The following is a 13,349-nucleotide window of genomic DNA, read 5'->3' as shown; positions in this document are numbered from 1 at the left end:
GACAGTTCGCGGTCTTTCCGACCCCGCTTGCAGGTTTTGAGCGGCGGCCGGGCAACCGCCGCTGCACCGGGGAGGATAAAGACGCCATGGCGCGCAAGACGCTGAAATTCGTCAATGTCGGCAAGCGGATGCCGGAGAAGCGCAGCGCGGAGATGCGCCGCCGTGACTTCGACGAAATCTATGCGCGCTTCGATCCCGACAAGGCCAGCGAGCAGGCCGGACGCTGCTCGCAGTGCGGCGTGCCGTTCTGCCAGGTGCACTGCCCGGTGCACAACAACATCCCCGACTGGCTGATGCTGACGGCCGAAGGGCGGCTGGAAGAAGCCTACGAGGTTTCGCAGGCCACCAACAATTTCCCCGAGATCTGCGGCCGCATCTGCCCGCAGGACCGTCTGTGCGAGGGCAATTGCGTCATCGAGCAGGCGGGCCACGGCACGGTCACCATCGGCGCGGTCGAGAGCTACATCACCGAAACCGCCTGGGAGCAGGGCTGGGTGAAGCCGGCGAAGCCGCGCCGCGAGCTGGAGGCGGAGGTTGGCATTATCGGCGCCGGTCCCGCCGGTCTCGCCGCGGCGGAGCAGCTGCGCCGCAAGGGGTATCAGGTGCACGTCTACGACCGCTACGACCGGATCGGCGGCCTGATGATCTACGGCATCCCGAACTTCAAGCTGGAAAAGTACGTGGTGGAGCGCCGCGCCCGGCTGCTCTACGACGCCGGCGTGCACTTCCACCTGAATTTCGAGGTCGGCCGCGATGCCACGCTGGAGGAGCTGCGCGAGAAGCACGACGCCGTCTTGATCGCCACCGGCGTCTACAAGGCGCGCGACGTGAAGGTTCCCGGCGTGGGCCTGCGCAACGTGTTCCCGGCACTGGACTATCTTGTTACCTCCAACCGCAAGGGCCTGGGCGACGATGTGCCGCGGTTCGAGGACGGCACGCTGAATGCCGAGGGCAAGCACGTCGCCGTCATCGGCGGCGGCGACACCGCGATGGACTGCGTGCGCACGGCCGTGCGCCAGGGCGCGAAGTCGGTGAAGTGCCTTTATCGCCGCAACCGGCAGAACATGCCTGGCTCCCAGCGCGAGGTTGCGAACGCCGAGGAAGAGGGCGTCGAGTTCGTCTGGCTGTCGGCGCCGCAGGCCTTCCTGGGCGACGAGGCGGTGAGCGCGGTGCGCGCGGCGCGCGTCCACCTGGGCGTGCCGGACGCCACCGGCCGCCAGACGCCGCAGATCGTCAAGGGCAGCGACTACGAGATCGAGGCGGACATGGTCATCAAGGCCCTGGGCTTCGATCCGGAGGACCTGCCGACGCTGTTCGACTGCCCGGCGCTTGAAACCACCCGCTGGGGCACGGTGAAGATGGACTTCCGCACGATGATGACGAGCCTCGACGGCGTGTTCGCCGCCGGGGACATCGCCCGCGGCGCCTCGCTGGTGGTCTGGGCCATCCGCGACGGCCGCGACGCCGCCGAGCAGATCGACGGCTACATCAAGGCGAAGGCACAAGGCGCCGGCGCGGGCGAGGCCCCGGCCCACGCCGTCGCGGCGGAGTAGGCGCACGGCGGAAAGCGTGTGCAATGATGAATATTCGTCAACACCGGAACAGCGACCGCCAGCCGAGCGTCTTCCAGCACCGCATGGACGGCGGGCGGCTCGCCTGGGCGGCTTCGACGTGGCGCGGCAAGGCGCACTATGCCGTCTTCGGCGCCGTCGTCTTCGTCTCGCTCATGCTGCTGGGTGCGATGATGTCGGGCGAGGGCGGCAGCCTGGCGGGCATGCCGGGCGCTGGCGTTGCGCGGATCGTGGCGCTGGCCGCGGCGAATGTCCTACTGTCCGGGCTGGGCGCGTGGCTGGCGTACGGCTCGCGGATGGAGACGGAAACGAAGTGGGGCGCGATCGCCTTCGGCTCGATCGTGCCGGCGATTTTCTCGCTTTTCATGCTTTACGCGCTGGCCGGCGCACGGGGCTGGCTTGGCTGACAGACGTGAGGAACCTGCGATGACCGACGGGATCGAGGACGGCAACCGCTTTATCGAGGCGTGGCGGGACAACGCCCGCCGCCTGGGCGCGGCCGGCGTCTATGACTGGTCGCAGGAGCACGATGCCTGCGGCGTCGGCTTCGTGGCGGCGGTGGACGGCGTTGCCCGGCGCGAGGTCGTGCAGGCCGGCATCGACGCGCTGAAGGCGGTCTGGCACCGCGGCGCGGTGGACGCCGACGGCAAGACCGGGGACGGTGCCGGCATCCACGTCGAGATCCCGCAGGACTTCTTCCACGAGCACATCGCCGCCACCGGGCACAAGCCAGGCCCGGCGCGCATCGCGGTCGGCCAGATGTTCCTGCCGCGCACCGACCTGAACGCGCAGGAGCGCTGCCGCGTCATCGTCGAGCGCGAGATCATCAAGCACGGCTACACCATCTATGGTTGGCGCCAGGTGCCGGTGGACACCGAGGTGATCGGCGAGAAGGCCAACGCCGCCCGCCCCGAGATCGAGCAGATCATGATCGCCAACTCGCTGGACCGCTCGCCGGCGGCGTTCGAGGTGGACCTCTACGTCATCCGCCGGCGTATCGAGAAGGCGGTGGAGGCGGAGTCGATCCAGGGCTTCTACTGCTGCTCGCTGTCCTGCCGGTCCATCATCTACAAGGGCATGTTCCTGGCCGAGCAGTTGACGGCCTTCTATCCCGACCTGGAGGATCCGCGCTTCGTCTCCTCCTTCGCCATCTTCCACCAGCGCTATTCGACCAACACCTTCCCGACGTGGTCGCTGGCGCAGCCGTTCCGCGTGCTGGCCCACAACGGCGAGATCAACACGCTGCGCGGCAACGTGAACTGGATGCAGGCGCACGAGTGCCGCCTGGACCACGAGCTGTTCGGGCCGCGCATCGAGGACGTGAAGCCCATCGTGCAGCCCGGCTCGTCCGATTCGGCGGCGCTGGATGCGGTGTTCGAGCTGATGGTGCGCGCCGGCCGGCCGCTGCCGATGGCGAAGACCATGATGATCCCCGAGGCCTGGTCGCCCGAGCGGTCGATGCCGCAGAACCTGAAGGACCTCTATCTCTACTGCAACGCGGTGATGGAGCCCTGGGACGGCCCGGCGGCGATCTGCGCCTTCGGCGGCCGCTGGGTGATGGGCGGCATGGACCGCAACGGCCTGCGCCCGCTGCGCTACACGCTGACCGACGACGGCCTGCTGTTCGCCGGTTCGGAGACCGGCATGGTGCGCCTGGAGGAGAAGCGCATCGTCGAGAAGGGCAAGATCGGCCCCGGCCAGATGATCGCCGTCGACCTTGAGGAAGGGCAGCTCTACCACGACCGCGAGATCAAGGCGATGCTGGCCGAGCGCAAGCCCTATGGCGACTGGATCGGCAGCATCACCCACATCGACGACCTGATCCGCCCCGAGCACGGCGAGCGTGTCGAGTACGACAAGGAGGGGCTGCGCCGCCGGCAGTACGGCTTCGGCCTGACCATGGAGGATCTGGAGATGATCCTTCACCCGATGGTCGAGGACGCGAAGGAGGCCGTCGGCTCCATGGGCGACGACGCGCCACTGGCAGTGCTGTCCGACAAGTACCGGGGACTGCACAACTTCTTTCGGCAGAACTTCAGCCAGGTCACCAACCCGCCGATCGACTCGCTGCGCGAGAAGGCGGTGATGACCCTGAAGACGCGGCTGGGCAACCTGGGCAACATCCTGGACGAGGACGAGAGCCAGTGCCGCGTCCTGCAGCTTGAATCCCCGGTTCTGACGAACGCCGAGTTCACGGCGATGCGCGCCTACATGGGCGCCAGCGCGGCGGAGATCGACTGCACCTTCGACCCGGACGGCAACGAGGGCGGCCTGCGCGGCGCCATCGCCCGTATCCAGCAGCAGGCGGAAGAGGCCGTGCGCGGCGGCTGCGAGCACGTCATCCTCTCCGACAAGGGTGTCGGCGCGGAGAAGGCGGCGGTGCCGATGATCCTGGCCGCCGGCGCCGTGCATACGCACCTGACGCAGCAGAAGCTGCGCACCTTCACCAGCATCAACGTCCGCTCCGGCGAGTGCCTGGACGTGCACTACTTCGCGGTGCTGATCGGCGTCGGCGCCACCACCGTGAACGCCTATCTGGCGCAGGAATCCATCGCCGACCGCCACGCGCGCGGCCTGTTCGGGGACATGACGCTGGAGCAGTGCCTGCGCCGCTTCAAGACGGCGGTGGACGAAGGCCTGCTGAAGATCATGTCGAAGATGGGCATCTCGGTGCTGTCGTCCTATCGCGGCGGCTACAACTTCGAGGCCGTGGGCCTGTCACGCACGCTGGTGGACGAGTTCTTCCCCGGCATGCCCAGCCGCATCTCGGGCATCGGCATGACCGGCATCCAGCAGAAGGTGCTGGACCTGCACGCCCGCGCCTGGGACGAGGACTTCGTGGCGCTGCCCATCGGCGGCTTCTACAAGTACCGTCGGCGCGGCGAGCGGCATAGCTGGGAAGGCAACCTGATCCACACGTTGCAGGCGGCCGTCGCCTCGGACAGCTACTCCACCTACAAGAAGTTCTCGGAGGGGCTGAATTCCCTGCCGCCGACGATGCTGCGCGACCTTCTGGACTTCAATTCCAAGGACGTGACGCCGGTTTCGGTGGAGGAGGTCGAGTCCATCACCGCGCTGCGCAAGCGCTTCGTCACGCCCGGCATGTCGCTTGGCGCGCTGGGCCCCGAGGCGCACCGGACCTTGAACGTCGCCATGAATGCCATCGGCGCCAAGTCGGACTCTGGCGAGGGCGGCGAGGATCCGAAGCACTTCCGCCCGGACGAGAAAGGCGACAACCCGAACAGCGCCATCAAGCAGGTGGCCTCGGGCCGCTTCGGCGTGACGGCGGAGTACCTGAACAACTGCCGCGAGATCGAGATCAAGGTGGCCCAGGGCGCCAAGCCGGGCGAGGGCGGCCAGCTTCCGGGCTTCAAGGTGACGGAGATGATCGCCAAGCTGCGCCACGCGACGCCGGGCGTCATGCTGATCTCGCCGCCGCCGCACCACGACATCTACTCCATCGAGGACCTGGCGCAGCTCATCTACGACCTGAAGCAGATCAATCCCGAAGCGCGGGTCTGCGTGAAGCTGGTGGCGCGCTCGGGCATCGGCACCATCGCGGCGGGCGTGGCCAAGGCGAAGGCGGACGTGATCCTGGTCTCCGGCCACTCCGGCGGCACCGGCGCCAGCCCGCAGACCTCCATCAAGTACGCCGGCGTGCCCTGGGAGATGGGGCTTAGCGAGGTGCATCAGGTGCTGACCCTGAACCGCCTGCGCCACCGTGTCACCCTGCGCACCGACGGCGGCCTGCGCACCGGCCGCGACATCGTCACCGCCGCGATCCTGGGCGCCGAGGAGTTCGGCGTCGGCACCGCCTCGCTGGTGGCGATGGGTTGCATCATGGTGCGGCAGTGCCATTCCAACACCTGTCCGGTGGGCGTGTGCACGCAGGACGAGATGCTGCGCGGCAAGTTCACCGGCACGCCGCAGAAGGTCGTGAACCTGTTCTCCTTCATGGCCGAGGAGGTGCGCGAGATCCTGGCCTCGCTGGGCGCGCGCACGCTGAACGAGGTGATCGGGCACACAGAGCTGCTGCATCAGGTGAACCGCGGGGCGCCGCACCTGGACGACCTGGACCTCAATTCCCTGCTGGTGCGCGCCGATCCGGGCGACTACCCGACCCATTGCACGGTCGAGGGCCGCAACGAGGTGAACGAAACCCTTGACGCCCAGATGATCGAGGATGCCGAACCGCTGTTCCGCGACGGCGAGAAGATGCAGCTTCAGTACACGATCCGGAACACGCAGCGCGCCATCGGCACCAAGCTGTCGTCGAAGATCGTCCGCCGCTTCGGCATGGCCGGCCTGAAGCCGGGGCACATCACGGTGCGCCTGCGCGGCTCGGCCGGGCAGTCGCTGGGCGCCTTCGCGGTGCGGGGCCTGAAGCTGGAGGTGTTCGGCGACGCCAACGACTATGTCGGCAAGGGCCTGTCCGGCGGCACCATCGTGGTCCGCCCGATGACCGCCAGCCCGCTGGAAAGCCAGGACAACTCGATCATCGGCAACACCGTGCTCTACGGCGCCACCGGCGGCCGGCTGTTCGCGGCCGGCCAGGCGGGCGAGCGCTTCTGCGTACGCAACTCCGACGCGGTGGCGGTGGTCGAGGGCTGCGGCGCCAACGGCTGCGAGTACATGACCGGCGGCACGGCGGTGATCCTCGGCAACGTCGGCCACAACTTCGCGGCCGGCATGACCGGCGGCATGGCCTTCGTCTACGACCCCGACAACTGGGTGCCGGAGCGCATCAACCGCGACCAGGTGATCTGGCAACGCATCGAGACGGACTACTGGGAAGGCGTGCTGCGCGACCTCATCGCCGAGCACGTCACCGAAACCCAGTCCCGCTTCGCCGAGCGCCTGCTGATCGACTGGGCCAGCGAGCGCGAGCACTTCTGGCAGGTGGTCCCGAAGGAGATCATCCCCCACCTGGAGCAGCCGATTACCGTCGAAGGCCGCGAGGCACGGGCGGAGCCGGCGGAGTAGGGCTGGCTTAAAAGCAAGAGTTGGCGACACCGGCGGAGCTTTGTCTCCGTCGGCTGTTGGTCTCAGACATACCGCTTTACGGCGTTTTGTATCTCGTTCCGGTATTTGTAGATGTCCGTGGGCTTGGATACCGGGTGCTTTGTTTCGTTCTTTTCTTCATCAAAGAGGCCCAAGGGCGACTATGGAGATTGTAAACCCAGTGAGGTGCGGCCTGAGTGGGCAGAACAACTGGTTTGGTCGAGATGTCTCAGTGGTACGCTATGATATGTCATGAAACGTGATCGGATGCCATGGGACGAAAATGCTTGTTCGAATCGACGAAGATTCTGCATACTGCGCGGAAGAACGAATAATAAGCTTGACGACTCGGAGCGGCCTTGTTCTCGACGCCCACCGCTTCGACATAGATAGGGAGGCGAAAATGATGGGAAGCGTAGCCGAGGTCTATGGGGTTCGGGACGTTAACCGGGAATTAGTGATTCGTTAGCGGCTTTAGGGATGGAGGCATGGTGCGCCGGGCGGGATTCGAACCCGCAATGCCCCGTGGAGTCTCTGGCAGGAGACGGGGCGGCGGAACCCAAGTCCGCTGTGTCTACCAATTCCACCACCGGCGCACCGGCATAAGGTGTGGGGCTGGCCCTTTAGGGTGTAGCAAGACGGGCCAGCCCCTGCCCTAGCCATCGACCCGACATATACGGAAATGATATCGGGTGGGGCCTTCATTGTACGGACGAGTGGGGGTGGTGCCAAGCATGGGTAGTAGGAGCGGCGGCAATAACCCCAACATGCAGGACTAATGCGATAATGATGGGGTGCTGGTTCGCGCGATGGTGGCGACTCGGAGGTTAGGCTAGTGGCTGGAATGTCAGCAAGCCTACGTCCAATTGTGTTTAGGGAAGCTCTTGAGATTTGTCTCAAGGTCAAGCCAAATGACGAATGTTAGCAGCAGAGAAGGTGTGGTTCCCACAGCCAAAGCGATCGCCAACTTTTTTATCGAAAAAGCGCGAGATGATGGCATTGTGGTTGACCAGTTGAAGCTTCAAAAGCTTATATTTTACGCTCATGCGTGGCATCTTGCGTATGAACTAGGACCATTGTTTCCTGACGATATAGAGGCATGGCCCCACGGACCTGTAATAAGAGACGTCTATGTCGAGTTCGCTGACAACGGACGTTTGCCCATCAGTAGGCTAGCGTCCGATTTCGATGGCACGAAACCAAGTACTGGGAACGCTCCGGGGCGTACCCAACAGCTTTTAAATGCTGTATGGAGTCGCTATAAGGGTTATACTGGGATTCAGTTATCGAACGCGACACATGGCGAAGGAGAGCCGTGGTCGCAGATACAGAGAGCTTATGGTAGCCTCGAACGAAAACCGAGGATTCCTAACGAATTGATAGAGCGTACGTTCCGGAGAAAGCTTGAGTCGGCCTCGTAAAAATTTCGAGATACCACCGCTTGAACCAAGTTCAGATGCACCAGACAGCGCGACCAAGCGTGGTCCTCAAGAATTAGCTGATGAACCCGGGTTGGTTGGTAAAATTTTTGGAACTGGAAAAAGCACACTTCTTCCACTTGTTTTGCTCTTGGTAGTATTTGTTATATTGATGTACGCTTCAGTTCTTTTCATATATCCAAGCGATGGTAGAATTGATGAGGCGTTAACGTTTTTGGAACGAGCGGCAATACTTCTAATTGGTGTATTTGTGGGAGGAAAGGCGCTAAATAACTAGCACGTCTATTCGAAGATAGTTACTTAGTTGTGATATTCCGTTCACATGAATATGAATTAGTGACTTCGGGTTATGATGTAGAATGCGTGTTGATTAATTTCATCGTTACTATGTTGCGGCGTTCTTTATAAAATATTTAAGAATGCAATGGAAGTTTTTATTGCATTTTATTTTCTATGCATACTATCCGACCGAGGACGTCGGTGTGTGAACGCCGATTTTCCGGAACATGCTTTGGCGGATAATGAGTGTTGTCGGCGATAATATTTACTCCGTTCCTGTCCAAATCGACCCGTCGAACCTGGGGCGCCCCATCTATTAGGAGTGCGTAGAGACCGCTCGCGCTGACGCGTGTTTTCTGAGCGTCCACGAGACAGAGGTCGCCCGCTCGGAGCGTCGGCTCCATCGCATCGCCATCGATGCGCAGGAGGAATATGTCTGTCGGCTCGCGCCCCAGCAGGCTTCGCAGATAATCGGCGCGGAAGGTGAGCGAATCCACAATGAGGTCCGAATAGACCGGCTCCTGCGTGTCCGGGCGGAGCATGTAGCCTCTTGGCAGATGGATATCGCTATTATATTCTCGATTACTCGGGTTCGATGCAGATCTCTCGGATATTTTCATGCTTCCTTTGCCGGTGGCCAGCCAGTCGAGGCTGATGCCGGGGCCACGGCAAAGGCGGGCCATGACTTCGAGGCCCGGTTCGGTGCGGCCTCTGACGTAGAGCTGCAACTGATCGGTCGAGCGCCCCGCAATGCGTGCCGCTTCGGCGCGCGTGCGGTAATGGTTGAGGACCGCGCGGACACGGTTGCCAAGCGTAGCGAAGCCGGTGTCGGTGGTTTCCTCCGGCGTTGCGCTAGCAGATGCGCGATCCTCGTTTGCCTCGTTGTCCTGTTTCTCGTCTTCTTCTGCCATGTGACGCCGCATACCGAAAAAAATCTGGATAGGGTTGCGACACGCTCTTGACGGTCCGGAATATATCCGGCACTCTCCGGGCGAACCTGGACGAGAGTAGACACGTCACGCGCGCCGGCCATGGCCCCCTGCCACGGCTGAACGCGGGAGTATACCCGCGTGAGGTGCGTCGGTCACGAGTTTGCGCCAGGGGTGTGTCCAGATCCTGCCATGCGCATGGGAGAGACGGCTTTGGGCGAGACGCGGGAAACGACTTCGGCCTGTCTTGGCCGCGTGCTGCGCGGTCTGCGGCTTGCGGTGGGCCTGGATCAGGCCGTGCTTGCCGCCGAACTCGACGTCACCGCCGAAGAGATCGACGCGTTCGAGCGAGGGGTCAGCGAACCGCCGCTCATCACCCTTGGCGAAATGGCGGAATTGTTCGACGTGCCTTTTACGGTCCTGCTCGAAGCCGTCTTCGGGGAAGGGGAGGCGGCGTAGGAAGCGTGAGTCGTGGACAGCACCCGTCATAGCAGGGCCGAGGAGCTTGCCCGCCTGGATGCGATTCGCAGGGATTTGAACCAGCGCGCCAGGCAGTCCTTGCTCCCCACGGAGGACATGGACGAGCGCTTGGCGGCGTGGCGCGCCGCAAGGGATGCCGGCGGCACCGACAACCGGGTGTGAATCCAACCCCCAACCCGTTTGCGTTCGGCGCATGGCTGCCGGACAATTGTATGCGGGCACGGGGGCTTTCGTTTTTTAGAATAGTTCCAGATAATATGCCCGAGGTAACGACACCCGCGAAAGCGGCGGGCCGGATTCGGGGAATGGGTGCATGATCGAGACGAGCGTCTGGACGGTGTTCATCGCCGCGCTGATCACGGCGGTCGCGACCGGGCTGGGCGCGCTGCCGTTCCTGTTTGTGCGGGACATGTCGCGGCGGTGGGAGGCGATCGGGAACGCCGTCGCCGCCGGGCTGATGATCGCCGCCAGCCTGGGCCTGATCAACGAGGGCGTGAACATCGGTCCCTGGCGGACGCTGTTGGGGATCGGCCTGGGCGCGGTGTTCATGGTCTACAGCCACCGTCTGATGGACGGGCACGGGCATGTCAGCGTCGGCGCGCTGACAGGCGCCGACGCGCGCAAGGCGCTGATGATCGTCGGCGTGATGACGCTGCACTCGGCGGCCGAGGGCATCGGGGTCGGCGTCTCCTTCGGCGGCGGCGAGGATCTTGGAATTCTGATGACCATCGCCATCGCCATCCACAACGTGCCGGAGGGGCTGGCGATTTCGCTCGTCCTCGTGCCGCGTGGCGTGTCGGTCCTGATGGCCGCGTGGTGGAGCGTGTTCTCCTCGCTGCCGCAGCCGCTTCTTGCGATTCCCGCCTTTCTCTTCGTCGCGGTGTTCCATCCGGTGCTGCCGGTCGGCCTGGGCCTCGCCGCCGGGGCGATGCTGTGGATGACGATGCGCGAGATGATCCCCGAGGCGCTCAACGAGGCCAGCCGTACGGCGGTCTTCGGCGCGGTGGGGCTGTCCATCGTCGGCATGGTGGCGCTCGGCCTTCTGGTTGGTATGTAGAGGGGGGCGGCTTCGTGCCGAGTCGCCCTGTTCATTAACCATTTCGCGGGATATGGTTTGCCCGCCATGCGCGTCCTCTATCACCTGCCCCTGCATCCCGGTTGCCGCAAGATCCGCGTGTTGATGCGGGAGAAGAAGCTCGACTTCGAGCTGAAGGCCGAGCAGGTGTGGGAGCGGCGCGAGGGCTTCCTGCGCCTGAACCCGGCGGGCGAGGTGCCGGTCCTGGTGGAGGACGGCGGCGCGGTGATCCCGGACGCCGGTGTCATCGCCGAGTACCTGGAAGAAACTTGCCCCGAGCCCACGCTGCTGGGCCACGACCCGATGGAGCGGGCGGAGGTGCGCCGTCTGGCCCTGTGGTTCGATGCCAAGTTCAACCGCGAGGTGACGATCAACCTCGTCGACGAGAAGATCCTGAAACGCTTCATGAAGCTGGGCCACCCGGATTCGCAGGCGATCCGGGCCGGGCACGCCAACATCCACTACCACTTGGACTACATCGCCTGGCTGTGCGACCGGCGCACGTGGCTGGCAGGCGACGACTTCTCGATGGCGGACATCGCGGCGGCGGCGCAGCTTTCCTGCGTCGACTACGTCGGCGATGTGCCGTGGGAGCAGCACCAGGGTGCCAAGGACTGGTACGCCCGCGTCAAGTCGCGGCCCAGCTTTCGCGGCATCCTGGCCGACCAGGTTCCGGGCCTGCCACCGCCGTCGCACTACGCCGACCTGGATTTCTGAAGCGGGGCCGCCCGCTGCGGGGTCTCATCCCACCAGTCACCAAAGGATGCCACCGCCCGTCAGCGCCACCGCCGCCGGCACCGGCAGCACGGCGACTGCGACCACCACGAGGTAGAGCGGCGGCGCGAACAGGCCGCTCATCCCCGCGATCATCGCGATTCCGCCGCCGCCGCCCAGCAGCGCATTGCCGGGAAGGTTCAGTATCAGCGCCAGCCCCAGATAACGGTGACGCAGCAGCGTCGGCACCACCCGCCTCGGCGCGTGCTCCAGCAGCAGTTCCAGGCGTCCGCGCTCGTCCAGCGGGCTGAGGGCCAGGATAAGCTCGCGGGCCCGACGCAAACCGAGAAAGCGGAACACGGCTGCGCAAACGTGCACCGGCACCAGCCGTCCGATCATGAACGTCACGCTGAGCGCGCCAACCGTCGCCAGATAGATCTGCACGCAGATATCCGCGCCGAACATCAGCATCAGCGCCACGCCGACCTCGATGGCCGGCATGAACGGCATCATCATGAGCAGCGCGTAGACCCCTACGACCGCCATGATCGCGCGGTGCATCGTTCCGTCGGGACCGCTTCGCGCGTCCCAGCCAAGCATCTCGATCGTCGACACGCCAAGGAACTGGCCTGCGACGATCAGGCCGAGATAGATGACGGCCAGCAGGGCCAGCCGGGAACTCCGGCGTTGAAGCACCGGCATCCGGCCGCGCGCGTGCGGTGACCGCGGCCCGGACGTCAACGCCGCCTCTCGGACTTCCGCTTATGGACGGGAGGCCAGATCCCGAAATCGGTCGGTATTTTCGTCGGCCGCGCCATCGCGCCCCCCGCCACGCCGAGTCCGCCCATGCTTCCCTCCGGACAGGTCAGGAGCACAGCCAAGTGGGATTTTCAAGAGTCCAATTTCCATGGTGAGCCGCGGGGGCCGGTAACGCAACGGCTTTCGGGGCGCAGACGGGGAACAGGCCGCGCGTGTCCGCCGGCTTATTCGCCGTTGCCGTCTGCCTTGACGTCCATCTTCTCCAGGTTCGCGCGCGCGTCGGCGGCGGCCGGGCTTTCGGGCGCCATGTCGATGACCTTCAGCCAGTCCTTACGCGCGGCGGCCGTGTCGCCCGACAGTCGCCGGACGATACCGCGCTCCAGCAGCGCCTCGGCGTTGTCCGGGTCGAGTTGAAGGGCCCGGTTGATGTCGTCGCGCGCGAGTTCCAGCGTGTCCACGTGGCGATAGGCGCTGGCACGGAAGACATAGACCGTCGGATTTTTCGGCGCCAGTTCGCTGGCGCGGTTCAGGTCGTCGATGGCTTTCCAGTAGTCCGCCATTTCGAAGCGCGTCAGCGCCCGGTCGATCCACAGCTCGGCGGACTTCGGCGCGATGTCCAGCGCGGCGGTCTGCGCCGCCTCCGCGCGCGCCACCTCGCCGGTCAGCAGCCAGGCCTGCCCCGCCTGCGCCAGCGCGTCCGCGCGCAGGGCCGGGCGGCTGTCCTTGTCCATCGTCTTGGCAAGCTGCTCCAGTTGCCGCGCCGCCTCGGCATAGTGGCCCTTGTTGAACTGCGCGATGGCCTTGCAATGGCGGGCCGGGTCGCCGCCGCCCTGATCCACCCAGGTGCGCGCCGTCTCGATGGCCTTGGCGGGGTTCTCGGCCGCCAGCCGCATGCAGTCCGCGTACTGCTCCGCGGCTTGCAGCGCCGCGTCGTCCCCGCCGTCGCTCGTGCCGTCCTGCGCCGCGGCCACCGTGGGCGGAAGCAGCAGCAACGCCGCCGTCAGGAGCACTTTCGCTTGCCGGAACATCGCTCTCCTTGCCTTGCGCTTTTCCGGGTCATACCGTCGCGGCTTGCCGGCGCGGGCGCAAGACATCAATCGGG

Annotated in this window: 13 protein-coding genes and 1 tRNA gene; 9 read left to right on the top strand and 5 right to left on the bottom strand. The window is 64.8% G+C overall.

Annotation, left to right across the window (positions count from 1 at the left end):
* Positions 1 to 86 precede the first annotated feature (86 nt).
* The 3 genes from DRB17_RS12540 to gltB are packed head-to-tail and all read left to right on the top strand — an operon-like array spanning position 87 to position 6,554.
* Positions 87 to 1,553, top strand: coding sequence for an NAD(P)-dependent oxidoreductase (locus tag DRB17_RS12540; RefSeq protein WP_114582556.1), 1,467 nt, complete (start codon positions 87 to 89; stop codon positions 1,551 to 1,553).
* A 23-nt stretch (positions 1,554 to 1,576) separates the two neighbouring features.
* Positions 1,577 to 1,978 (top strand): hypothetical protein, encoded by a 402-nt coding sequence (locus DRB17_RS12535; protein WP_114582555.1) that lies wholly within the window; start codon positions 1,577 to 1,579, stop codon positions 1,976 to 1,978.
* Between the two features lie 19 nt (positions 1,979 to 1,997).
* A complete protein-coding gene (gene gltB / locus DRB17_RS12530) occupies positions 1,998 to 6,554 on the top strand; it encodes a glutamate synthase large subunit (protein ID WP_114582554.1) in 4,557 nt (1,518 codons plus the stop codon).
* Positions 6,555 to 7,061: 507 nt separating this feature from the next.
* Here gltB and DRB17_RS12525 read toward each other — a convergent pair.
* Together DRB17_RS12525 and DRB17_RS20700 are read right to left on the bottom strand one after the other, a co-directional pair.
* Positions 7,062 to 7,168, bottom strand: a tRNA-Pro gene (locus tag DRB17_RS12525).
* A gap of 306 nt (positions 7,169 to 7,474) precedes the next feature.
* Positions 7,475 to 7,618 carry a hypothetical protein gene (locus DRB17_RS20700; protein WP_241503826.1) on the bottom strand — a complete coding sequence of 48 codons (144 nt, stop codon included), beginning with the start codon at positions 7,616 to 7,618 and terminating at the stop codon, positions 7,475 to 7,477.
* On the opposite strand from DRB17_RS20700, the gene DRB17_RS20970 reads away from it, so the two are divergent.
* Together DRB17_RS20970 and DRB17_RS19960 are read left to right on the top strand one after the other, a co-directional pair.
* Entirely contained in the window at positions 7,574 to 7,993 is a 420-nt protein-coding gene (locus DRB17_RS20970; RefSeq protein WP_421778790.1) for a Panacea domain-containing protein, read from the top strand. The two genes, DRB17_RS20700 and DRB17_RS20970, sit on opposite strands and share 45 nt — an antisense overlap.
* The gene (locus DRB17_RS19960; RefSeq protein WP_147274897.1) at positions 7,977 to 8,288 is read left to right on the top strand and encodes a hypothetical protein; all 312 of its coding nucleotides are present in this window, start codon (positions 7,977 to 7,979) and stop codon (positions 8,286 to 8,288) included. The genes DRB17_RS20970 and DRB17_RS19960 overlap by 17 nt, the downstream gene beginning before the upstream one ends.
* Before the next feature lie 157 nt (positions 8,289 to 8,445).
* Here DRB17_RS19960 and DRB17_RS12515 read toward each other — a convergent pair whose 3' ends face one another.
* On the bottom strand, positions 8,446 to 9,201 hold the full coding sequence (locus tag DRB17_RS12515; protein WP_147274896.1) for an XRE family transcriptional regulator: 756 nt from the start codon (positions 9,199 to 9,201) through the stop codon (positions 8,446 to 8,448).
* 231 nt (positions 9,202 to 9,432) lie between these two features.
* Here DRB17_RS12515 and DRB17_RS12510 point away from each other — a divergent pair, with 231 nt between their 5' ends.
* The 4 genes from DRB17_RS12510 (at position 9,433) to DRB17_RS12500 (ending at position 11,491) form a co-directional block, all read left to right on the top strand.
* Positions 9,433 to 9,678 (top strand): helix-turn-helix domain-containing protein, encoded by a 246-nt coding sequence (locus DRB17_RS12510; RefSeq protein ID WP_161958804.1) that lies wholly within the window; start codon positions 9,433 to 9,435, stop codon positions 9,676 to 9,678.
* Positions 9,679 to 9,690: 12 nt separating this feature from the next.
* Positions 9,691 to 9,861, top strand: a complete 171-nt coding sequence (locus tag DRB17_RS20220) for a hypothetical protein (protein ID WP_153242372.1) — start codon at positions 9,691 to 9,693, stop codon at positions 9,859 to 9,861.
* 151 nt (positions 9,862 to 10,012) lie between these two features.
* Positions 10,013 to 10,756, top strand: coding sequence for a ZIP family metal transporter (locus tag DRB17_RS12505; protein ID WP_114582550.1), 744 nt, complete (start codon positions 10,013 to 10,015; stop codon positions 10,754 to 10,756).
* 66 nt (positions 10,757 to 10,822) lie between these two features.
* Entirely contained in the window at positions 10,823 to 11,491 is a 669-nt protein-coding gene (locus DRB17_RS12500; RefSeq protein WP_114582549.1) for a glutathione S-transferase family protein, read from the top strand.
* A gap of 36 nt (positions 11,492 to 11,527) precedes the next feature.
* Here the strand turns inward: DRB17_RS12500 and DRB17_RS12495 are convergent, their stop codons facing one another.
* Positions 11,528 to 12,190 (bottom strand): hypothetical protein, encoded by a 663-nt coding sequence (locus DRB17_RS12495; protein ID WP_114582548.1) that lies wholly within the window; start codon positions 12,188 to 12,190, stop codon positions 11,528 to 11,530.
* Between the two features lie 281 nt (positions 12,191 to 12,471).
* Positions 12,472 to 13,275, bottom strand: a complete 804-nt coding sequence (locus DRB17_RS12490) for a tetratricopeptide repeat protein (RefSeq protein ID WP_161958803.1) — start codon at positions 13,273 to 13,275, stop codon at positions 12,472 to 12,474.
* Between the last annotated feature and the right edge of the window lie 74 nt (positions 13,276 to 13,349).

The organism is Ferruginivarius sediminum (assembly GCF_003344765.1).
Classification (GTDB): Bacteria; Pseudomonadota; Alphaproteobacteria; order Kiloniellales; family Rhodovibrionaceae; genus Ferruginivarius; species Ferruginivarius sediminum.
The sequence above is the reverse complement of the archived record's forward strand: the minus strand, read 5'-3'. Positions and strand labels throughout refer to the sequence as shown.